A 23818-nucleotide genomic window follows, 5' to 3' on the forward strand; every position below is an offset into this window, starting at 1 on the left:
GGCAAAATTCGTCATAGCGATAATTCCCTTCATTTATATGGATACGCCCGGTGACTTTGCTAATGCACCGGCACAGAGGTATATTAGATTTTGTCTGGTCGGGCTTGGCGGGTTCTGACAGGTTGCCGTAAAAGTGATATTCATTCAGCCACACCCTGCATTTCCATATAAATAAACAATTTTTATGAATGATTATTCACAATTAACCTCTTATTCTTTTTTGAACTTTAGTATAAACATACTAATTTGATAAAAAAATGAGCGTTCAGCTCAAAATCCAATCAGCGGCGATTTCAAATTAAGATATTGATTTAAAATGATTTTATGTAACTTATTCAAAATACATAAGGTCTTCACATTTTTATCATTTGATTTTATATGCCAATGTATGTATTTTGTACGGCCCGCTAAGCAATAGTGCATAAAAATGCGGTTAACGACTGGCGTCCTACTAATAATAATTAACGACATAAAAAGGCGCTTAGAGTATGGTGAAAACTGGCTCGTAAATAGACGTCTACACTAATGTTGCGATGCGTGTCCTGCGCGGAACACGATCCAACACATGCCTTGTCCAGTCGAAGGTTGAAGGAGTTTTTAAGATGAGTTTATATAATCCCAATGATTCCCGGGATAACTGTGGCTTTGGTCTTATTGCCCACACTCACGGGGAAGCCAGCCATAAACTGGTAACGACTGCAATCCAGGGCCTGGACAGAATGCAGCACCGTGGCGGTATTGCTGCCGACGGTAAAACCGGTGACGGCTGCGGATTGCTACTGCAAAAACCGGATGCCTTTTTTCAGGCTATCGCCGAAGAGAACGGCTGGAAGCTGAGTAAGAAATATGCCGTAGGCATGATCTTTTTGAGTCAGGACGACGCGCTGGCACAAGCTGCCAGAGACATTCTTAACGAAGAGCTGGAAAAAGAAACACTGAATGTTGTGGGCTGGCGCAAAGTGCCGGTAAACCACGATGTATTAGGTGAACTGGCTCTGACCGGTGTACCGCAGATCGAGCAGGTTTTTGTGAATGCTCCTGCGGGCTGGCGTAAACGCGACGTAGAACGTCGTTTGTTTATGGTTCGCCGCCGTGCCGAGAAACGTCTGGAAAAAGACAAAGACTTCTATGTAGCCTGTTTATCCGGCTTAGTCACCATCTATAAAGGTCTGGTGATGCCGAAAGATCTGCCTGCCTTCTACGCAGATTTGGCTGACGAACGTCTGAAAAGTGCTATTTGTGTATTCCACCAGCGCTTCTCCACCAACACATTGCCTAAATGGCCTCTTGCGCAGCCTTTCCGTTTTCTTGCGCACAATGGTGAAATTAACACGATCAAAGGTAACCGTGACTGGGCAATGGCCCGTACCGGTAAGTTCTCAACGCCTTTGATTCCGGATCTGAAAGATGCTGCACCTTATGTAAATACAACAGGTTCTGACTCATCTTCTCTGGATAACATGCTGGAATTATTCCTGGCGGGCGGCATGGACTTATTCCGTGCAATGCGTCTGCTTGTGCCACCAGCGTATCAAAATAACAAAACCATGGACGAAAGCCTGCGTGCATTCTACGAGTTTAACTCAATGCACATGGAACCATGGGACGGTCCTGCCGGTATCGTACTGACAAACGGTCGCCACGTTGCCTGTAACCTTGACCGTAATGGTCTGCGCCCTGCCCGCTACGTGATCACCAAAAATGGTTTCATCACACTGGCTTCAGAAGTAGGTATCTGGGATTACAGCGAAGCTGACGTGGTAGAAAAAGGCCGCGTTGGTCCGGGCGAAATGCTCGCCGTTGATACCTACAACGGAAAGATCTGGCGTTCCAACGAAATCGACGCAGAGCTGAAAGACCGTCACCCGTACAAAGAGTGGCTGGAAAAACACATCCGTCACCTGACGCCAATTGAGCAGATGGATTCTTCTGAATTAGGTAAGCGTGTCCTCGATGACGACACTATTGAGGTTTACCATAAGCTGTTTAACTACAGCTACGAAGAAATTCAGCAAGTCGTGAAGGTTCTGGCCAAAGATGGTCAGGAAGCTGTAGGTTCAATGGGTGATGATACACCTATGGCCGTATTGTCTTCCAAAACCCGCACTGTTTACGATTACTTCCGTCAGCAGTTTGCCCAGGTTACAAACCCTCCAATCGACCCGTTACGTGAAAATCACGTAATGTCACTGGCTACCTGTATCGGCCGCGAGCAGAACGTATTCAGCGAAACGTCAGGTTATGCTGACCGCGTACTGTTTTCATCTCCGGTACTGGTTTACACCGACTTAAAACAGCTGCGTGAATTTAACCCTGATAACTACTATTCAGAGAAAGTTGACCTGCAATATAAGCAGGAAGAAGGCTTACGTAAGGCCATCGAACGTATCTGTAACGAAGTGGAATATCTGGTTAAACAGAAGCGTGCTGCATTCGTTATTCTGTCAGACCGCAACATTAAGAAAGACAGACTGACCATTCCTGCCGCTATGGCGACCGGTGCGGTGCATCGTCGTCTGGTTGAAAAAGCACTGCGTTGCGACGCAAACGTTGTGGTTGAAACGGCTTCAGCCCGTGACCCGCATCACTTTGCTGTACTCATTGGCCTGGGTGCAACGGCTGTTTATCCATTCCTGGCTTATGAAACCATCGAGCAACTGTGCGAAAAAGGCGAGCTGACCTGCTCTGTTACAGACGCAGTATTGAATTACCGTAAAGGTATCAATAAAGGCCTTTATAAAATCATGTCTAAGATGGGTATCAGCACCGTGGCCAGCTACCGCTGCTCCAAGCTGTTTGAAGCCATCGGTATCAACAAAGATGTGGTTAACCTTTGCTTTAACGGCGTACCTTCCCGTATTCAGGGTGCCGGCTTTGAAGATTTCGAACAGGATGCGATTAACCTTAACCGCATTGCCTGGCTGAAGCGTAAGCCTCTGTCTCACGGTGGTCTGCTGAAATATGTTCACGGCGGCGAGTATCACGCCTACAACCCGGATGTGGTGAAATCACTGCAAACTGCAGTGGTTTCCGGTGAATACAGCGATTACCAGGTTTATGCGAAACACGTCAATGAGCGCGCACCAGCGCACTTCCGTGACTTGCTGAAACTGAATTCGCCCAATGAAGCCATTGATATCAGCGAAGTCGAAGGGGCGGAAAAACTGTTCCCCCGTTTCGATACCGCGGCAATGTCTATCGGTGCATTGAGCCCTGAAGCCCACGAAGCGCTGGCCATTGCAATGAACCGTTTAGGTGGCCAGTCGAACTCAGGTGAAGGCGGCGAACACCCTTCCCGCTTCGGCACAGAAAAGAACTCAAAAATTAAGCAGGTGGCTTCCGGCCGCTTCGGTGTAACCCCGCACTATCTGGTTAACGCAAATGTTATCCAGATCAAAGTGGCGCAGGGCGCAAAACCGGGCGAAGGTGGTCAGTTGCCGGGTGACAAGGTTAACAAGTACATTGCGCAACTGCGTTTCTCTGTACCAGGTGTAACCCTGATTTCACCACCGCCTCATCACGATATTTACTCTATCGAAGATTTGGCTCAGCTTATTTTTGACCTTAAGCAGGTTAACCCTACCGCCCTGATTTCAGTGAAACTGGTATCAGAGCCGGGCGTAGGCACTATCGCTACCGGTGTAGCAAAAGCGTATGCTGACCTCATTACCATTTCCGGTTATGACGGTGGTACAGGTGCAAGCCCGCTGACGTCTGTTAAGTACGCCGGCAGCCCGTTTGAGCTGGGTCTGGCGGAAACACAACAGGCACTGATTGAAAACGGTTTGCGTCACAAAGTACGTGTACAAACCGACGGTGGTCTGAAAACCGGTCTGGACGTTATCAAGGCAGCCTGTATGGGTGCTGAAAGCTTCGGTTTCGGTACTGGCCCGATGGTGGCGTTAGGTTGTAAATACCTGCGAATTTGTCACCTGAACAACTGTGCGACAGGTGTTGCAACTCAGGATCAAAAGCTGCGTGAAGAACACTTCATCGGCTTGCCTGAGATGGTAATGAACTACTTTAAGTTCATTGCTCAGGAAGTGCGGGAAATTATGGCCGCGATGGGCGTACGTAAGTTCGATGAACTGGTAGGCCGCACTGATCTGTTGAAAGTTATCGACGGCATTTCAGCGAAACAAAACAAACTGGATCTGTCACCACTGCTGGCAACCCCGGTTGAAGGCGAGCATACCCGTCTGTTCTGTTCAGAAACCACCAACCAGCCGTTGGATAAAGGTGAGCTGAATGCGCAGATTCTGGACGATGCCCGTAACGCTGTGCGTGACGGCAAAGGTATCCGTCTAAGCTACCCAATCCGCAACACTGACCGTTCAGTGGGTGCCATGTTGTCTGGTGAAATCGCCAAACATCACGGAAACCATGATATGGAAGATGTGCCGGTTGAAATACAGTTTACCGGTACTGCGGGCCAGAGCTTCGGCGTATGGAACGCAGGTGGTCTGCACATGCGTATTGAAGGTGATGCCAACGATTACGTGGGTAAAGGTATGACTGGCGGTAAGCTGGTTATCTATCCGCCTAAGAACATCAGTTTCGATGCACATAACAGTGCCATCATGGGTAACACCTGTCTGTACGGTGCTACCGGCGGTAAACTGTTCGCTGCCGGCCGTGCCGGAGAACGTTTCGGTGTGCGTAACTCAGGCGTAACCGCCGTGGTTGAAGGTATCGGTGACAACGGTTGTGAATATATGACCGGTGGTATTGTTGCTGTACTGGGCCCGGTTGGCGTTAACTTTGGTGCCGGTATGACAGGTGGCTTCGCTTACCTGTACGACGAAAACGGTGACCTTGATAACCGCGTTAACCCTGAACTGGTTGAAATCATGGATATTGGCGACAAGGCCATTCTGTCAGAGCACTTACGTGGTCTGATTAACCAGCACTATGAAGAAACAGGTAGTGAACACTCATTGTCATTGCTGACGAACTTTGCTGAGTCGGTAAAACGCTTTAAGTTAATTAAGCCGAAAACCAGTGACGTTAAAAACCTGTTGGGCCACATCAGCCGTTCGAGTGACGAACTGCGGATCCAGGCGCAATAAGAGAGGTAGGTGAAGTAATGGCTAAAAATGTATACCAATTTGTTGACGTTGAACGGATTGACCCGCCGAAAAAACCTATCATGGTGCGCAAGGGTGAGTTCGCTGAAATTTATCAACCGTTAACGCAATCACAAACCGAAGGCCAGGCAGACCGCTGCCTGGACTGCGGTAACCCTTATTGCGAGTGGAAGTGTCCGGTTCACAACTACATTCCGCAGTGGCTGAGCCTTGCGAATGAAGGTCGTATTATTGAAGCGGCAGAACTTTCTCATAAAACGAACAGTTTGCCGGAAGTTTGCGGCCGCGTGTGTCCGCAGGACCGTTTATGTGAAGGTGCCTGTACGCTGAATGATGAATTCGGTGCCGTAACTATCGGTAGTATTGAAAAATACATCACCGACACCGCTTTCGAAATGGGCTGGCGTCCGGATATGTCTGACGTAGTCTGGACAGATAAAAAAGTCGCTATCGTGGGTGCCGGTCCTGCAGGTCTTGCCTGTGCAGACATTCTGGTACGTAACGGTGTGAAACCGGTTGTTTTCGACAAGTACGAAGAAATCGGCGGCCTGTTAACCTTCGGTATTCCTTCGTTCAAGCTGGAAAAAGACGTGATTAAACGTCGTCGTGAAATTTTCACCGAAATGGGTGTGGAGTTCAGACTCAATACTGAAATCGGTAAAGATATCGACTTCCAGGCGCTGCTTGATGAATACGATTCAGTGTTCCTCGGTATGGGTACGTACAAGTCCATGCAGGGTGGTTTTGACAATGAGCACGTTGAAGGCGTTTTTGATGCCTTGCCGTTCCTGATTGCGAATACTAATCGTGTAATGGGGCTGGAAAAAGATCCTGCTGACTTTGTCGACATGAAAGACAAAACCGTTGTTGTGCTGGGTGGTGGTGATACCACTATGGACTGCGTACGTACGTCTATCCGTCAGGGCGCAAAACGCGTAATTTGTGCTTATCGCCGTGATGAAGAAAGCATGCCCGGTTCACGCAAGGAAGTACAGAACGCGAAAGAAGAAGGTGTGGAATTCGTCTTCAATGTACAACCGCTGGATATCGCGCTGACCGGTGAAGGCACTGCAGCCGGTGTTAAACTGGTTAAAACTGAAATGGGTCCGCCGGACATCAACGGTCGTCGTCGTCCTGTTGAGGTGGAAGGTTCAGAGCACGTGCTTGAAGCGGATGCGGTTATCATCGCCTTCGGTTTCCAGCCAAGTCCTGCCAGCTGGTTTGCTGACTACGGTATTATCCTGGATGAAAAGGGTCGTGTTATCGCCCCTGCCGGTGGTAAGTACGCTTATCAGACTGCTAACCCGAAAATCTTCGCCGGTGGCGATATGGTTCGGGGCAGCGATCTGGTGGTAACCGCCATTGACGAAGGCCGTAAAGCGGCTGACGGCATCATGGATTACCTCGGCGTCTAATACGGCTCAAAGCAAAAAACAAAAGCCACGGGATGAGAATTCCGTGGCTTTTTTTTCACCAAATAAAGTAAATCAAATGTAAAAAACTTGTATTCACTGGAAATGTCTTAGTCAGTAACAATGCAATTCCTGAACATTCTTTGTACAGGTCTTAGCTGACACTACTGTAATAAATTTAAATACAACAAGGACAACACCAATGAAACGAACACCAATTTTCTGCCTGTTTATCATGCTGCTTTCACCTGGCGAGCTATTTGCCTCAGTCATATCTAACGGTGACTTTGCTACCTGTGACTACACCAACTGGTCAAAAGATACAGATGGCTTTGGCGATATATCTGTACTCGACGATTTCACGATGACAGGTTCACCGGATTGCGCAGCCGTTATAAATGTCGATTCCGGCACCACCGAAGCGTTTTTCGGGAACACGCTTTTTCAGAATATTAGTCTCCAAAGTAATATGGTTTACGAACTGAGTTTTGATATGAATATCGGCTCTGAACTGTCTTCTTTGAACCAGAATTTCGTTGCTGATTCAGTGATCGTCGGTTTTGGGAATGGCTCGGGAAGTTTGTTTGATGAAACAGGTCAGGAGGGCTTCTTATTCGAAACAGATATAGACGGTAGCAGCACCTACTCAATAACTCTGGTCTTATCAGACGCACTTACACTGTTAAACCCGCAGACATTGGAATTTCAGTTATTAATAGGTTTTGATGCGTTTGGCAGTGACTCCGGCGCATCTTTTATGCAGTTGGACAATATATCTCTTACGGGAACCAGTACAACGGTTGACGAACCACTCACCAGTGCTTTGTTTGGTGTTTCGTTAGCCTGCTTGCTGTTTTCTGCCCGCACCCGTGCTCAAAGGGGTGTATTGTGAATAAGACAGCCATTACTTTTGCACTTTTAAGTGCAAGTCTTTCGACTCTGGTGAGCGCTGGTTGGTACACCGGCGGACAAACTCCCGATGCAAACCAAAGCCGGCCGTTTCTGGATCGAGTGAACCGTACTTATGGAGCAGTCATTACTCTGACTAATAACAGCTCAGACAATATGGACGGACCGTTCAGAATTATCCTCAGGAATGCCACAATGCCGGTAGTAAATGCTGATGGATACACGTCTGACGGGGCACCATATTTAATGGTATACAGCCCGGGAATTGCGCCAGGTGAATCAATAACAAAAAGAGCCTCTTTCGAACTTCGCCGCAATCAATTAAATTTTACAACTGAAGTGCAAGCTGTAAACGAGCTAACAGGTATTTATGCTGAGGCCGAAGGAGGGGGTGAAGCAACGTTGGATTTCATCGGGGCCGATCTGCGCATAGAAACGGGTTCCCCAACTTTTGTCACTACAAATGTCGATGCCACGATTGAGCCATCAGATGACAGCCGTGTAGGTGAATTGTCCGTAAACTTTCCTTCCTCAGGAGAGTTCTCTCTGTATGCCCGCGTAAGAATTGGTGAAAACGGCTCTGATGATGACAGCTTTTACGCCCCTTCTTCACTGGGTTCACAAAATGATTGGGTAATGATTAACTCCATTTCAGGCCAGATAGTTCCCGGCGAACCGGGTTACAGCCCCGGCAGTATTGTTGGCAACTCGGACGTCAGTACCACCAGTGTTTTTATGTGGGTAAAAGTGCCGGAAATTGTTTACCGCGTTGAAACAGACGGCGTCTTTACTTTCCGCTACGCGTCGCGGGAAGATGGACTCGATATAGATAAATTTGCTTTCGCCCCTTCTGATCTTTCGTTTACGGTGGAACAACTCGAAAATATGCAACCCGGTACGTCCCCATCCAATGAAGAAGTTTATATACCTCAGGGGCCTCCTCTCGCTGCAGGAAAAGGTAAGTTTTTGGGTGGTGTATGTTGTGGTTCACAGGCCCCGAACTTTACTGCTTACTGGAATCAGGTCACACCCGAAAATGCGGGAAAATGGGGCTCAGTTGAAGCCGTACGTGGGGAGTTTAACTGGGCGCCGCTCGACGAAGCCTACAATTTGGCTAAAGATAATGGTTTTATTTACAAACACCACGTACTTGTTTGGGGCAGCCAACAGCCTTCATGGCTGAGCGAATTGCCACCTGCAGAACAACTTGTCGAAATTAATGAATGGTTCGAAGCTGTTAATTCGCGCTATCCGGCCACGGACTTTATTGAAGTCGTAAATGAGTTCGACAATGCTCCACCTGACGGAGAAAATGGCCGTCCTGATTACGTAGATGCACTGCGTTTGTTCGATCCCAGCACTACCAGCGAAATAGCTGACTTTTTTATCGCGCAAGGTAGTGATGAAATAACTGCTGCGGAGAAGGCAGATAGCTACGATTGGATAGTCAATGCGTTCCAGATGGCCAGAAATATCTTCCCTGCAACATCAAAATTAATGTTTAACGAATACAGCGTGGTGAATTCGGCCGCAAGAACCGACAAAGTAATAGAGCTCGCTAATCTGTTGCAATCACGTGGTTTAATTGATGCCGTAGGTTTTCAGGGCCATGCTTTTTCAACGACCGGCCCTGCAACCACACTTGAAAATAATATCAACCGGATTGAATCACAAACTGGTCTGGATATTTACCTTACTGAGTTGGACATAGATGGCACCGATGAATTATCACAACTTCTTGAATACCAAAGACTTTTCCCTATGTTTTGGGAACACCCCGGGATTAAAGGTATTACCATGTGGGGTTACTTGCCTGGTCATTGGCGTGAGGAACAAGGAGCGATCCTCGCTTATAACAACGGAGTGGAAAAAGCGGCTTTAGTATGGTTAAAAGGATACATGAGGGGACTGGCTCCTCATTTCGAACAGCCTCCGGTAATACAAACAGATGAAGATGTGACAACAGGCACATCCCTGGCAAACTTTAGTTCAACTGATTATGCCGGAAATCCACATTTGCCCGGGGACAATGTAGTTTGGACAGTGCTTGGGGGCAACGACAATAATTTGTTTAACCTGAACCCGCAAACCGGCAACTTGACCGTTGCAGCTCCATTAACAGCCGGCCTGCATACACTTTATATTCAGGTCCGGGAAGATGAGTACACCAGTTACGTGCGAGGAGTTCAGATAGCGGTAGATGGTGAGAACTTGCCTCCTATTGTTACTGAGTACGATTTCAGTTCGGACGCCGAAGGATGGAGGGGCGATTACGGCACTTCGGCTTCGGTAATTTACGACAGTAGCATTCCTGCTGCAATGTTGGTACCTGACTGGAGTTCGTCAAATTCGCAGGAATATATTCAAAGTATTCCCCTTACAGATCTGAATGGTGCGACGATCACATACAAGCTCAACGTAACACAGGAACAAGTGGACGGAGGGATGACACTGCAACCTTATGTGCAACTGGGTGATCCTCCCTACACACGGCTGTACGGCAGTTCGATTCAGCCTCAGGTAGGAGAAAACACTGTTATATTTGAGCCTGAAGACAATGCAGCCGGCGACCTCGCTAATATTTCCCGCCTTGCATTTCAGCTCAACGGCCCGTTAAGTCAGGGGACAAGTGACAATGTTGCGCTCACTTACGTTAGTGTTTCTATCCCTTCTACTCTACCTGTCACCGCATCCGTAGTTTATGATTTTAGCGAAGATGCCGGGGGTATGCGTGGTGATTATGGAAGTGAAGCATCAGTAGTCTATCGCAGCGACAAAGAGGCGATTAGTCTGCAACCAAACGGCACAAACAATACACATAATTATATCATGAGTATACCTTCCCGTGACTTCAGCGATACAGCGTTGACTTTCTCATTATATGCAGAGGGAGATGCAGCTGACGGCAGTCTTTCTGTTCAGGCGTATGTGCAGACGGGGGCTCCCGCTTATTCCAGGATTTATGGTGCTATTGAGCCTCTTTCTCCTGGCAGCAACCACTTCACCTTTTATCCACAGGAAGATGATAGTGGTTCCATTTCCAACATTGAAAGGATTGCAATTCAGGTAAACGGAACTTTTACCGGTGAAGATGGAAATGAGATATTGCTGGAGCGCATAGAAGTAGATTTTCCTTAGATAACCTTAAATCATTGGTATAAAGTACATCGCCCCGTCTTCCGGGGCGATTTTTATTTACTTTCTGAATAACCTGAAAACCGCTAACAATACGCCTGTGCATTTCCGTATACCTATGCTTTATTGCCGGTTCAGGGGTTCTTGCCTATAGTTTTACTCATCTGTTAAGCATCCATTCCGCTTAATAAAGGGAGAGTAAAAATGAACAAAAAGACGTGCAGTATGATTGCAGCGACTCTGCTGTGTACGGCTTCTTTATCTGTGGCAGCAGCCCCTGACACATCAGCCTGTCCGGCAGACTTTCACACGCTGACCATGCCGGATGACGCAAAGCAATGTCAGGTTTTCGACAGCGGACTGCCTGCCACACTGGTGTTTTATTCCGCGACACCACAGCAAACACTCATCGACTACTACACTGCGCAGTATCCCGGTATGCAGGTCGCAGCAACAGTACAGGGCAGAACGTTACTCACTGCCGCGAACGACAGTGTGCGGGTCATCATTTCCCCTGATCACGAAGGCTCTCAGGTAGACATGATGATTGTTAAGGCCAACTGAGACCTGTCAGCCTCCTCCCAGCTATCCGGTGCCGGACGCTCTCCCGACCTTGCAAATTTTTAGCGGTCTGGCACTCCCTTTGCAAAATCCAGCTCGTTGACTAATTCACGACACAAAACGTCACTTTTTTGACGTATGTGATTTTGCTTTCGCGGGGATCAATATGGAACTGGCTATAATTTTAATGATGTTACTGATTGTGGTGGCTCTGGGCGCCATGAAATTGTCGGACAGCGGTGTAAGCTTTCCTTTTCGCAGTAAACCTCAGCTGTTCACACCGGTAGAACATAATTTTCTGAAACTGATTGAGCAAGCGGTGGGCCGTGAATTCCGCATCGTCTGCAGGGTACGCCTGAGCGATGTACTGGCAGTAAGAGCTAAAGCCAGTAAAAAACAAGGCTCCAGCGCCATGTCACGGGCGTCGTCAAAGCAACTGGATTACGTATTATGTGACCGCGACGACATGACGCCTGTTATGGCTATCGACCTTGTTTATAACGATGGCAAGAACAAATACAAATCCCAGCGCGACTTTTTTGTCAGTGGCGCGCTGGATGCAGCAGGGTTGCCTCATGTGCGCATTAAGGTGAAAACCGGCTATACCACTGAAGAGATCCGTGAATGTATCGAAAGCAAGCTGGTGCCTTACCGCCGCAAACAGCAACGCATTGCACAGGCGCCGACGCTTAACCCGGCACCGAATAAACGCCCGACCCGTCCGGTCCGTTCAAGCCGGGCAGCGGCTGCTTAACTTACCTTTTACTCTCCGGGTCGGTATTCTCCCCAAGGTACCGACCCATTTTCCCCTAATTTCTGTCAGTTTCTTCACTTTCATATTACCATTAACAATCATGACTTAACGGGCCCGCGCACACCCAGTTCGCCGGGCAGCACAGCGACGGAACATATTTATGAAAATCGGTATTCTTGGCGCAATGGATCAGGAAATTGCACTGTTACAGGCATCTCTGACAGATTGTGAAACCCGTCAGTGGAAACATCTGACCTTTTACACCGGTACCCTGCATGGCGCAGAAGTCGTGCTGGTAAAATGCGGTATTGGTAAAGTTGCTTCAGCTCTGGCCACAACAGCACTTATCGAGCAGTACACGCCTGATTATGTTGTTAATACCGGTTCAGCCGGCGGGTTCGATCCGGCGCTGAATATCGGTGATGTGGTCGTCGGCAGTGCAGTGAAATATCACGATGTAGACATTACTCATTTTGGTTATGAACTCGGGCAATGTGCCGGTATGCCGCCACAATACGACTGCGATCCCCGGCTTGTTGAAGCTGCTACCGCCGCGGCACAGGACATCACCCATATCCAGAACACCACTGGCATGATTTGTACCGGCGATTCCTTTGTCGGTTCAGATGAAGCGGCACAGAAAATTAAAGACACCTTTCCGGCCATGAAGGCCTGTGAAATGGAAGGCGCAGCCATCGGACAAACCTGTTTTATGCTGGAAACACCGTTTCTGGTGATCCGTTCTTTATCTGATATCGCCGGCAAGACATCATCAGTGTCCTTCGAGGCATATCTGGAAACCGCAGCGAAGCACTCTGCTGAACTAGTTATGGGAATGATTGCCCGTTTAGCCTGAGCATAGTGTTAAGCATGGACGCCCTGCTCCACAGCCCTTTATTACAAAATCTCGCCCTGCTGTTGGTGGTTATCGCCATCGACAGCCTGTGGCGCTGGCCTCCCAAATACCACCCGTTAACCGTATTCCGCCTGCTGGCGGCCGGGATGGCGACAAAAGTAAAACCCAAATCCACTGACAGCCCTTCCCAACACCGGATATCCGGCGCACTGGGTGCGATTGTGCTTATCGTGCCTTTCACTGTGCTTACCGGTTTGCTGGTTACCATGGCTGAATATCCGCTGTTTTTCGAAGCAGTCATTTTACTTTGCGTCATGGACTTCGCTCAGGTGAGATGGCACTACAATGCTGTGGTCACCGCCCTTGGCAGAGAAAAGAAAGTCCTTGCCAGAGAAATGGTGTCCCACTTCGTCGCCCGCGACTGTGATCGTCTGTCGGATATCGGTATTGCTAAAGCAGCCATGGAAAGTTTACTGCTCAGGTTCTGCTACCAGTTTTGCGGTGTAGTTTTGTGGTTTCTGATTGCCGGTCCGGTGGCGGCACTGCTTTATCGTCTGCTGCTCTTATTCAGCTGGCAGTGGCACTGGCGAAAACCCGGCTTCTACTGGTTTGCCCTGCCCGTCCGCAGAGTCACCCGCCTGCTCTCGCTGGTCCCTGCATTTACCGGAGCAATTTTACTGGCACTGTCAACACATCCTGTTGCCGGCTTTAAAGCGCTCTCACAGGCAAAATCCAGAGACAGCACCTCGCTGCTACTAGCGTTATGTGGCGGGAGCTTAGGGATCCGGCTGGGTGGCCCGGCCATTTACTCAGGGAATATGATCCGGTACAGCCGGGTCGGCGGCCACCGCGAGGTACGCTTTTCAGACATGACACATTGTCGTCAGGCTGTTACCAGAGCGGTGTTACTGCTGCTGGGGATCACTGTTGTGATCTTTTCTGCCCTGCACGCACTATATGCTTTTTAATACTGTGCAAACTGCCCGGGGTGTAAAAGGGTTCTGCACGCCTTGTTCAGATAGTGTACACTGCACCGGAAACACAGGTTAAAACAGATATACGGAACATAGTGACGGATAACCTCATGCGCAAAATCATTGTTGTTTCTGCTCTTATTATCGTTGCCGTTGTTGCAACAACCTTTTACTGGCCAAAAGAAGCCGAAGCCGACGGATTCCGCTCAGTTCAGGCAACGCCTTTCATGCTGGAAAAAGTGAAAGCCGACGAGTGGTTACTCATCGACGTGCGTACTCCGCAGGAATACGCTGACGGCCATATTCCCGGCGCCATCAACATGCCTCACGAAGCCATCGGCGACTATGTGGAACAGCTGAATGATGCCAAAGACAAACCTATCATTATTTACTGCCGCTCCGGGCGTCGGGCGCAAATAGCAATGCAGATGCTGGAACAGAAGCAGTTCACCGGTATCAGTCACCTTGAAGGCGATATGCTGGGCTGGACAGAAGCCGGTTTGCCCGTAGAGAGAATGTGATTGCTTGCCTGTATGGCAGAAACCGGATTAAGCTGGTAGTATTCCGCGCTTTCATTTTAAGCAGATACGTTAATGCAGATAGATATTGCTACGCCGGCCATGTTGTTTCCGGCGATTTCACTGTTGCTCCTGGCTTACACGAACCGCTTTCTGACACTGGCAACGATAATCCGTAACTTTGCCCGTGAAAACCGCGACGAAAACACACAGGCGCAAATCCGTAACCTGCGCCAGCGCATTTTATTCATAAAACGCATGCAGATAGCCGGCGTTGTCAGCTTTTTCCTGTGTGTCTTATCCATGCTTGCCATTTACCTGACATATCAGCTGGCCGGAAACTGGATTTTCGCCTCCAGTCTGGTGTGTCTGATGTATTCATTGTGGATGTCTGTGCGGGAAATCCTGATCTCTGTTGAAGCACTGGATTTCCATCTGGATGGCATAAAAGATAATAAAAAATGAAAAACAATAAGCCATCAGCCAGCGATATTACTTACGTTCCCCTTGCGCCGGAGCACTTTGAAGGCGTGTTGTTATTAGGCAACCGTATTCAGGGTGACGGTTATCTGTCTCATTTCTCTCTGGAAGAAATGTATCATAAGGGCTGGCACGACAATATTAATGCCAGCTACGTTGCTCTGTATAACGGTGAGATCGCCGGATTCAGACTGACCTTTGCTCACTCCCAATGGCAGCCTGACGAATGGTGTTCTGTGGCAGAGTGGCCGGTGGATCCGTCACGTGTGTGTTATTTCAAATGTAATACAGTAGACGATCGCCTGCAGGGATGTGGCATTGGCAGCCGCTTGCTGGAAATCGCCACACAAAAAGCGAAGGAACAGGGTGCCCTGGCGGGCCTGGCGCATATCTGGCTGGGTAGTCCGGGTAACAGTGCCTTTCGTTACTTCAGTAAAAACGGTGGTAAACTGATTGCCAGACACTCCGGTAAATGGCGTTATGCTTCCATTCATGAAGGCTATGATTGCCCTGTTTGTCCCGGTTATTGTGAGTGCGAAGGGGCAGAAATGATGATTGTATTTCCGTAAAGAGCCATTGCCCGCTACGTTAAATACACATTAACAGCCAATAAAAAACCCGCAATCATGCGGGTTTTCTTATTTCTGCGGCGGATACCGGAAAATTATGCTGTCAGTGTAACTCTGGCAAACTTACGTTTACCCACCTGATACACGGCCTCACCGGCTTCTGTGATCACCAGACGGGTATCTTCGACTTTTTCACCGTCAATCTTCACAGCGCCCTGCTTAATCATACGCATGGCATCAGAGGTAGAACCCACCAGCCCCGCTTCTTTCAGCAGGTTACCGATGGCAATACCGTCAGCTTCCATGGCAACAGACACTTCCGGCATGTCATCAGGGATGGCGTTTTTCTGGAAACGCTGAATAAAGTCCTGATGCGCGCCTTCTGCTGCAGCTTCGTCGTGGAAACGGGCGATGATCTCTTTTGCCAGTTCGATTTTGATATCACGGGGGTTCGCACCGGCTTCAACCTTCGCTTTCAGTTCTGCCACTTCTTCAAGAGGACGGAAGCTCAGCAGGTCGTAGTAACGCCACATCAGATCATCAGAAATCGACATAACTTTACCAAACATATCGTTCGGCGCATCAGTAATACCGATGTAGTTATTCAGCGATTTAGACATTTTCTGCACGCCGTCTAAACCTTCCAGCAGTGGTACCATCACTACCGCCTGCTGGCTCAGACCGTTCTCTTTTTGCAGCTCACGGCCCATTAACAGATTAAAGCGCTGATCAGTACCGCCCAGCTCAACATCTGATTTCAGTGCAACAGAATCATAACCCTGAACCAGCGGGTACAGGAATTCGTGAATAGCGATTGGCTGACCACCGTTGTAACGCTTTTTGAAGTCATCACGCTCAAGCATACGGGCTACCGTCTGGCTGGCCGCCAGTTTGATCATACCAGCCGCACCCAGTGCATCCATCCACTCAGAGTTAAAACGAATCTGCGTTTTCTCTTTATCGAGGATTTTGAATACCTGTTCCTGATACGTTTTAGCGTTTTCCAATACCTGTTCTTTGCTTAAAGGCTTGCGTGTCACATTTTTACCGGTAGGATCACCGATAAGACCGGTGAAATCACCGATCAGGAACACAACGTTATGGCCTAACTGCTGAAAGGTGCGAAGTTTATTAATCAGGACGGTGTGACCCAAATGTAAGTCTGGTGCCGTAGGATCGAAACCAGCCTTGATGGTCAGCGTCTTGCCTGACTTGAGTTTTTCAATTAACTCTTCTTCAGGCAGGATCTCATCCGTACCCCGTTTAATTTCAGCTAAAGCGGTTTGCCAATCGGTCATGCTCGTTCCACACTTATTACATTTACTGGGAAAATTTAATCGGGGCATTTTACGCATCCCAGTGAACCTTTGAAAGACTTGACCGTCAAAAATCGGCTTCCTGTGCGATCTAATCATGAAATTACAGGTGCTTTGGTGGAAAGTCGTGCTGTAACACGATATTCTCAGGCTGGGCAGTAATATGAGATTGAAATTTACCGTGGTTCTGAAAACATTCAAAAATCTTCCCAAACCACACCGGACCGGATTGGTGATCGCCAGTTTTTTACTGGGTGGTCTTATTCTTCTTCCTTCTGAACCGGTCGAAGCAAGTCGTCATCAGGAATCCCTGATTTTAGACGCAGGTGTGCGTTACCCTGTTGCGCTTTCAGTCATTGAAACGCCGGAAATCTATGTCGAAGAAGACGAGGGTAGCTGGGAAACATTCAAAGTGGGTCGTGGCGACACACTGGCTAAAATATTCAAGCGTGCAGGTTTTTCTGCCCGCGATACTTATGACGTGACTCAGGCAGGCGAACTGGCAAAAACCCTGGTCACCCTGATTCCGGGTGACGAATTGCAGTTGCGCGCCGGTGAAGATGGCAGTTTTGACGGACTGCGTTACGCCATTTCTTATAAAGAAGCGTTGCTTATCAAGCGCAATGCTGAAGACGATGGCCTCACCGCCCAGCTGGAAGCGAAAGAAATCGAAACCCGCTACAGCTTTGCACAGGGTGAAATCGACTCCAGCTTCTGGAATGCCGGTGTTGATGCCGGTCTCACCGACAATCAGATCATGCACCTTGCGGGTATTTTCGGCTGGGATATCGACTTCGCTATGGGTATCCGTCAGGGCGATTTGTTCAATATCGTGTATGAAGAAAACTATATCGACGGTGAATTCGTGGGTTATGGCGATATTGTTGCCGCTGAATTTGTGAATCAGGGTGAGCGCTTTGTTGCTATCCAGCACGATGACGGCAATTACTACACGCCGGAAGGCCGCAGCATGCGTAAGAGCTTTTTACGTGCGCCGATTAACTTCAAATACGTGAGTTCCAATTTTACTAAAGCCCGTTTCCACCCGGTGCAGAAACGCTGGAAGTCTCACAACGGTACAGACTATGTGGCAGCCGTCGGTACGCCAATCATGGCCGCCGGTGACGGCAAGGTTATTGAAGCGTCGTATAACCGCTTTAACGGTAACTACGTGTTCATTCAGCATGGTGAGAAATACGTCACCAAGTACCTGCACCTTAAAAAGCGTGGTGTGAAGCGTGGTGACACGGTGAAACAGGGCCAGACAGTAGGCTATCTTGGTTCAACAGGTATGGTAACCGGCGCTCACCTTCACTATGAATTCCTGGTAGACGGTGTACACCGTAACCCCAGAACCGTAGAGTTGCCGAAAGCGCGCCCTATCGACTCATCAGAAAAAGACGCCTTTATGAAAATTGCTGAGGTACGCTTAGGTCAGTTGGACAACACCAAGCGTCTGATGCTGGCGATGAAATAAGCCTGTCGCGCAGACAATGAACATACTGAAAATGCCCGCTATGCGGGCATTTTTGTTCCCGCACAATGACATATAAACAACAACCGGTATGCCCTATGAACACCCATAAGCTGGCAGTGCTCAGCAATGAAGCGCAGGAATATGCGCCGTTGATCCCCGCATTACTTCCTGACAACGTGGTACTTGATTGCATTACAACGGAGCCCGGGGATGTGGACAAAGACAGTGTCACCATTCTGCTGGCGGATCCGGACCTCGCTGCCATGGTGATCCCTCAAATGCCGGCACTGAAATGGTGTCAGTCGGTTTGGGCCGGCAACAGGCCCTTACTGGCGCTGGACAGACAAGACTATCTGCTGACAGCAGCAAAGGGGATTTTCGGGGTACAGATGAGGGAATATGTGTTTACCTGGCTGTTGCACTATTCCCGCTCTGTTGATGATTATGCACAAGCACAACGCAATGCTGTCTGGTCACCTCCCCGCTATGCCCGTTTGCAGGGTAAAACGCTCGGGATCACCGGCGCGGGTTCCATTGCGGATGCATTATTGCCGGTGGCAGAAGTATTCGGGTTGAATGTCATCGGGTTAAGCCGCAGTGGTAAACCAAAAGCAGGTTACACGGCGATGTACACGCAGGCGTCAGTGCATGAGTTTGCCGGCCGGTGCGATTTTGTACTGAATCTGATGCCGGATACGCCGGACACAAGAGGTTTACTGAATGCTGATTTCGTTTCTGCATTGCCCGGTGAATGTGTACTGATTAATGCCGGGCGGGGCTCTGCCATCGTAGAAGAGGATGTGCTCTCTGCACTGGATAACGGGCAACTGAAAGCCGCAGTACTGGATGTCTTTAATGAAGAACCATTGCCAGCCTCACACCCATTCTGGCAACACCCTAAAATCAAAATAACGCAGCACACCGCGGCGGAATCCCGCCCTGCCGATGTAGCTGCGCTATTTGCAGATAACTTACAGCGTTATTTATCCCGTCAGCCCCTGATGCATCAGTTCGATTTTACACGGGGCTATTAGTGCTTAACCGCGGGGGTCAGTAGCGGTGACCTCTATCCGGTCAATGTGCTGTTCGCGGAAGGCTTTCAGCGCATCAAAACCGGTAAGGGGATGCAGTTCACGGAACTCAACCCAGTCAATAAGTGTAAACAGCGCCACCGACGGATAACCCCAGCCATCAAACTCGCCGGCACTGACCATTTCATTCAGCAAGCCAAGCGTAGAAGCAATACGTTCTTTCTGCAGGCGGACAAACAACTGATCGTTGGTAGCCTCAATGCCTGAACGCTTAAGCATGAAAAGCTGAACAAACGAGTCGTTAGCACCGTCAATCATCGTCAACTGGTTTTCCTGGTCCCAGCTCAGAGGTGGCAGATCCAGCTTTGCCAGCAAATAACTGTGGATCACACGGGAGTCGAAGACTAACTGTCCATCATCTTCAAGACACGGCACTTTCAGGATAGGGTTTTTAGATGCAAGTATGTCCCGGCCCTCACCCTCAAAGATGTTCAGATTAATAAATTCGTGCTCTGTAGCAGACAGCACGATGCGGATGCGGCGAACATAAGGCGATGTAACGGAGCCGTACAGTTTCATCATAAAATTCCTCAGCAACATTGAGAACAAAGTAATGACGACACAGTAACGGGTATAACCGGAAAATGGTACAGGGTGCACAGATTAAATCAGACCGGTGCACCTGAGAGAATGATGAGTTACAGGATGCTCAGATACTGAAGCTTGAACCACACCCGCAGGTGGTTGTGGCGTTGGGGTTATCCACCAGGAAGCGGGAACCTTCCAGACCGTCTACATAATCAACGGTACCGCCCACCAGATATTGCAGGCTCATAGGATCGACCACCAGCGTAACGCTGTCTTTTTCGATGGTCATGTCACCTTCATTTACCTTCTCGTCGAAAGTGAAGCCATACTGAAAGCCCGAGCAGCCACCGCCAGTGACATACACACGCAACTTCAGATTCGGATTTTCTTCCTCTGTGACCAGCTCTTTCACTTTCTTCGCAGCAGAATCAGAAAAATCGATTGGCAGCGCCATTTCTACAGACATAGTTACCTCGCAAAATACCACGGGCTTTCGCCCTGAAAACATCCCTGAACGTCTCACAAACCTGAACAGGCGGAACCACACATCAGCTCAATAGCAGAGCCGGTGAACGGGATGTGGCTAATTATCTAATACCTGACCAAATCAATCAAGTAATCCGCACAATCCTGTGCTCCGGGACTCTGACCGGAAACTGATAAAAACAACATTCGTTTGCACCACACGAAGACGAGCGCACCAAAACAATGCAACCAGCACGGGCAACGTGTCCGGCTGAATCTCTAACTCATTGAAATTATGTATTAAAAAAACAGGCATAGTTTTCGCTAAGTCTATGTCGGGTTAACATCCCATGCTTTCCAGCATAATGAGTTTTTACCACAGAGCCGGCCGAAGACCGGATGTGACACAATCTGTTATCAGGCAATGATGCCCGGCGTTGAACTATCAGCGCCGGGCTTTTTTATTTAAGGGCACAATCAATGAGTGTTGAAAAATTTAATCTTTTCTCCTTCACCGGAAAAATGAAAATTCTCCACCTGTCATGGATGGTCTTCTTCGTGACCTTCGTGGTGTGGTTCAACATGGCACCGCTTAAACAGGTGATCATGAATGATATGGGGCTGAGCATTGAAGAATGGAAGACCTTACTGATCCTCAACGTGGCGCTGACCATTCCGGCCCGTGTGATCATTGGTGCACTCACTGATAAATACGGCCCCCGCATCGTTTACTCCGCATTGCTTGCCGTCTGTTCTGTGCCCTGTTTTGTATTTGCCTTCGCCGACAATTTCACTCAGTTAGCCATCGCCCGTTTTGCTCTGGGCTTTATCGGCGCAGGTTTTGTAATTGGTATCCGTATGGTCAGTGAGTGGTTCCCTCCTAAAGAACTGGGCACTGCCGAAGGTGTGTATGGTGGCTGGGGCAACTTTGGTTCTGCGGCGGCAGCATTTACGTTACCGGCGCTGGCGCTGCTGTTTGGTGGCGATGATGGCTGGCGCTATGCCGTTGCCCTTACCGGTGTACTTTGCCTTATTTTCAGTGTGATTTACTTCACCAACGTAACGGATACACCCAAAGGTTCGACATACTTCCGTCCGAAAAATCTGGGTGGGATGGAAGTCACCAGTAAAGGCGATTTCTTCTTCCTTCTGGTGATGAAAACACCTATGTATGCCGCGCTGGCATTGCTGAACTGGAAATTATCCCCGCAAGGCGTAGCCATGCTCAGCGAAAGTGTAGCGGTAACCCTCTATGTGGTACTGGCTGCGCTGTATCTTTTTGATGCCTGGTCTACCTTCAAAGTGAACCGCGAAATATTTAAAACGCCGGTTGCTCCTGAACACCGTTATGAGTTTAAACAGGTTGCGGTTCTGAACATCCTGTATTTTGCGACCTTTGGTTCAGAGCTGGCCGTCGTTTCAATGTTACCGGCTTTTTTTGCTGAAACCTTTGAACTGTCAATGGCAACAGCCGGCCTGCTTGCGGGTATGTATGCATTTATGAATCTGATGTCCCGTCCCGGCGGTGGCCTAATTTCTGACAAGTTCGGCCGTAAGAAAACCCTGCTTATCCTCACCGCCGGTCTGGCACTGGGCTACTTCACGTTAAGCCATATTACCGGTCAATGGCCCGTCTGGCTGGCAGTCCTTGCCGTTATGGCCTGTTCTTTCTTCGTACAATCCGGTGAAGGTGCTGTATTTGCCGTAGTTCCCCTCATCAAGCGTCGCCTGACCGGCCAGATAGCAGGTATGACAGGTGCTTACGGTAACGTGGGTGCGGTGACTTACTTAACGGTTTACTCTTTTGTCGATGCCTCCGTCTTCTTCCTGGTGATCAGTGCCACTGCTGCCCTGGGTTTTGTAGCATTGCTATTCATGCGTGAACCGGGAGGCACTATTACCGAAGTCAATGAAGATGGTACAGTTGAACTTATTCAGGTAGGTTCACACTAGGACCCTTCCGTTTGTCACAATTAGATCTCAGTTTTGGCGGTTACAGCACGCAGGGCATCAAAGATGAAAATCAGGATGCCTTTGCGGCCTGGCAGGCCAGAGACTACGCAGTAAAAGACAAAGGTATCGCCGTCGCCATTGCCGACGGCGTGTCTGCCTGTACACGGGCGAAGGAAGCGGCTAACACAGCCGTCACCAACTTTATTCACGACTACATGCAAACCCCGGCAAGCTGGACCGTTCAGCGCGCCGCCGGTCAGGTACTTAACAGCCTCAACCGCTGGTGTCACGGGCAATATGACTATTCTCACGGTGGCTACAGCCAGATGCTGACCACGCTCAGCAGCGTGATATTCAAATCCCGCTGCGGATTTATGCTCCACGTGGGAGACAGCCGGATCTACCGCTATTCGCAGGGCAACCTGGAACAACTCAGTCGTGATCACTCAGCCAGACAAGGCAGCAATATTGTTCTTACACGGGCCATCGGGCTGGAGGCAAAGCTGGATGTGGATTTTTCCCGCTTTGCGCTTAACAAAGATGAAATTTACGTACTGACAACCGACGGCGTTACTAACTTTTTGTCTACAAGACAAATCCGTCAGCATCTCGACAGCCACACCAATGATCTCGAACAAACGGCATTTAATATCGTCAGTGCAGCCCTGAAAGCCGGCAGTGACGACAACACAACCTGCCTGCTGGTAAAAGTGAATGAATTACCCGCCGGTGATGCCGCGGATGCGGATGCAATGCTGGATTCCTTGCGCCTGTTACCGCCGCTGGAACCCGGCCACAAAGTTGACGGTTACCGGGTGATTGAACAGTTTTTTAATGGTACCCGCTCCAGTTTGTATAAGGTCGCCGATGAAAAAACCGGTAAAGTGTACGGCTTAAAAACGCCTACGGAGTATTTTGAAGACGATCAGACCCATCTGAAGGGTTTTCTGCGGGAAGAGTGGATAGGCAAACACCTGGATAACCCCGCCGTGATGAAGGTCTTTCCCCGGCCTGACAATGCCAGATTTATTTATCACATCTGCGAATACGTTGAAGGGATCACCCTGCGACAGTGGATGATTGATAATCCGAAGCCCGCCCCGGAAAAGGTACGCCGCATCGTAAAACAAATTATTGCCGGACTCAGAGTATTTCAGCGTAATGATATGGTGTACCGCGACATCAAACCGGAAAACATCATGCTTACCGATACCGGTGAAGTCAAAATCATTGATTTCGGTACTGTACAAGTAAAGGCTCTGCTGGAAACCGGTGAACAGGAACAGGAAGACTACCCGGTGGGATCGGTAAACTATATTGCGCCGGAATTTTTGATCGATAACCAGAGCGATTTTCAATCCGACCTGTTTTCTCTCGGGGTTGTGGTGTACGAAATGTTCACCGGCGAACTCCCCTACCAGCCCTTTAAATTTAAGGATTACATTCCGGCCAACGTTTTTGAATACAAGTACCGCAGCCTGAAATCATTTCGTCCCGATCTGCCGGCGTGGCTGGATATCTGCCTGAAAAAAGCCACGCAACCGGAACGGGAGAAGCGGTTTAATGCTTATTCTGAGTTCGAAACCGCGTTAAGTAATCCGAAAGAACTCATTGTCAGTGAACAAACATTCTCTCCTTTGCTGGAACGCAATCCCGTCCTGTTCTGGCAAATGATTTGCGCCGTACTTTGCGGGGTCATTGTGTGGCTGACCTGGCTGCTCAACCACTAAACG

At 49.0% G+C, this 23818-nt stretch carries 18 protein-coding genes; 15 read left to right on the top strand and 3 right to left on the bottom strand.

Annotated elements, in window-relative coordinates:
* Positions 1–602 precede the first annotated feature (602 nt).
* The 11 genes from gltB (at position 603) to DS731_RS16060 (ending at position 15255) form a co-directional block, all read left to right on the top strand.
* Positions 603–5069 (top strand): glutamate synthase large subunit, encoded by a 4467-nt coding sequence (gene gltB / locus DS731_RS16010; protein WP_119502282.1) that lies wholly within the window; start codon positions 603–605, stop codon positions 5067–5069.
* A gap of 17 nt (positions 5070–5086) precedes the next feature.
* Entirely contained in the window at positions 5087–6502 is a 1416-nt protein-coding gene (locus DS731_RS16015; RefSeq protein ID WP_119502283.1) for an FAD-dependent oxidoreductase, read from the top strand.
* A gap of 199 nt (positions 6503–6701) precedes the next feature.
* Complete coding sequence (locus DS731_RS16020) at positions 6702–7391, top strand: hypothetical protein (RefSeq protein WP_119502284.1); 690 nt, start codon at positions 6702–6704, stop codon at positions 7389–7391.
* The gene (locus tag DS731_RS16025; RefSeq protein WP_232373386.1) at positions 7388–10546 is read left to right on the top strand and encodes an endo-1,4-beta-xylanase; all 3159 of its coding nucleotides are present in this window, start codon (positions 7388–7390) and stop codon (positions 10544–10546) included. The genes DS731_RS16020 and DS731_RS16025 overlap by 4 nt, the downstream gene beginning before the upstream one ends.
* Before the next feature lie 201 nt (positions 10547–10747).
* Positions 10748–11107, top strand: a complete 360-nt coding sequence (locus DS731_RS16030) for a hypothetical protein (RefSeq protein WP_119502285.1) — start codon at positions 10748–10750, stop codon at positions 11105–11107.
* A 163-nt stretch (positions 11108–11270) separates the two neighbouring features.
* Positions 11271–11858, top strand: coding sequence for a DUF2726 domain-containing protein (locus DS731_RS16035; protein WP_119502286.1), 588 nt, complete (start codon positions 11271–11273; stop codon positions 11856–11858).
* 160 nt (positions 11859–12018) lie between these two features.
* Positions 12019–12714, top strand: a complete 696-nt coding sequence (locus DS731_RS16040; protein WP_119502287.1) for a 5'-methylthioadenosine/adenosylhomocysteine nucleosidase — start codon at positions 12019–12021, stop codon at positions 12712–12714.
* Positions 12715–12728: 14 nt separating this feature from the next.
* Positions 12729–13682: a cobalamin biosynthesis protein CobD/CbiB gene (locus DS731_RS16045; RefSeq protein WP_119502288.1), complete on the top strand. Its 954-nt coding sequence runs from the start codon at positions 12729–12731 to the stop codon at positions 13680–13682.
* Positions 13683–13798: 116 nt separating this feature from the next.
* On the top strand, positions 13799–14209 hold the full coding sequence (locus DS731_RS16050; protein WP_119502289.1) for a rhodanese-like domain-containing protein: 411 nt from the start codon (positions 13799–13801) through the stop codon (positions 14207–14209).
* A 72-nt stretch (positions 14210–14281) separates the two neighbouring features.
* Positions 14282–14671, top strand: coding sequence for a DUF2721 domain-containing protein (locus DS731_RS16055; RefSeq protein ID WP_119502290.1), 390 nt, complete (start codon positions 14282–14284; stop codon positions 14669–14671).
* Positions 14668–15255 carry a GNAT family N-acetyltransferase gene (locus DS731_RS16060; RefSeq protein WP_119502291.1) on the top strand — a complete coding sequence of 196 codons (588 nt, stop codon included), beginning with the start codon at positions 14668–14670 and terminating at the stop codon, positions 15253–15255. Before DS731_RS16055 ends, DS731_RS16060 begins: the two co-directional genes overlap by 4 nt.
* Before the next feature lie 95 nt (positions 15256–15350).
* On the opposite strand, the gene tyrS is transcribed toward DS731_RS16060, so the two are convergent.
* Complete coding sequence (tyrS, locus tag DS731_RS16065) at positions 15351–16553, bottom strand: tyrosine--tRNA ligase (protein WP_119502292.1); 1203 nt, start codon at positions 16551–16553, stop codon at positions 15351–15353.
* A gap of 181 nt (positions 16554–16734) precedes the next feature.
* Between tyrS and DS731_RS16070 the strand changes: the two genes are divergently transcribed.
* Together DS731_RS16070 and DS731_RS16075 are read left to right on the top strand one after the other, a co-directional pair.
* Positions 16735–18048, top strand: coding sequence for an OapA family protein (locus tag DS731_RS16070; RefSeq protein ID WP_181013633.1), 1314 nt, complete (start codon positions 16735–16737; stop codon positions 18046–18048).
* Between the two features lie 95 nt (positions 18049–18143).
* Entirely contained in the window at positions 18144–19082 is a 939-nt protein-coding gene (locus tag DS731_RS16075) for a D-2-hydroxyacid dehydrogenase (protein WP_119502293.1), read from the top strand.
* Between the two features lie 3 nt (positions 19083–19085).
* Here DS731_RS16075 and DS731_RS16080 read toward each other — a convergent pair whose 3' ends face one another.
* Both DS731_RS16080 and erpA read right to left on the bottom strand, forming a co-directional pair.
* Positions 19086–19658 carry a glutathione S-transferase family protein gene (locus DS731_RS16080; RefSeq protein ID WP_181013675.1) on the bottom strand — a complete coding sequence of 191 codons (573 nt, stop codon included), beginning with the start codon at positions 19656–19658 and terminating at the stop codon, positions 19086–19088.
* 130 nt (positions 19659–19788) lie between these two features.
* Positions 19789–20133, bottom strand: coding sequence for an iron-sulfur cluster insertion protein ErpA (erpA, locus tag DS731_RS16085; RefSeq protein WP_119502295.1), 345 nt, complete (start codon positions 20131–20133; stop codon positions 19789–19791).
* A 479-nt stretch (positions 20134–20612) separates the two neighbouring features.
* Between erpA and DS731_RS16090 the strand changes: the two genes are divergently transcribed.
* Positions 20613–22085 (top strand): NarK family nitrate/nitrite MFS transporter, encoded by a 1473-nt coding sequence (locus DS731_RS16090; protein ID WP_119502296.1) that lies wholly within the window; start codon positions 20613–20615, stop codon positions 22083–22085.
* A gap of 11 nt (positions 22086–22096) precedes the next feature.
* Positions 22097–23815, top strand: coding sequence for a bifunctional protein-serine/threonine kinase/phosphatase (locus DS731_RS16095; protein WP_119502297.1), 1719 nt, complete (start codon positions 22097–22099; stop codon positions 23813–23815).
* Positions 23816–23818: the final 3 nt, after the last annotated feature.

The organism is Alteromonas sp. RKMC-009 (genome assembly GCF_003584565.2).
Classification (GTDB): Bacteria; Pseudomonadota; Gammaproteobacteria; order Enterobacterales; family Alteromonadaceae; genus Alteromonas.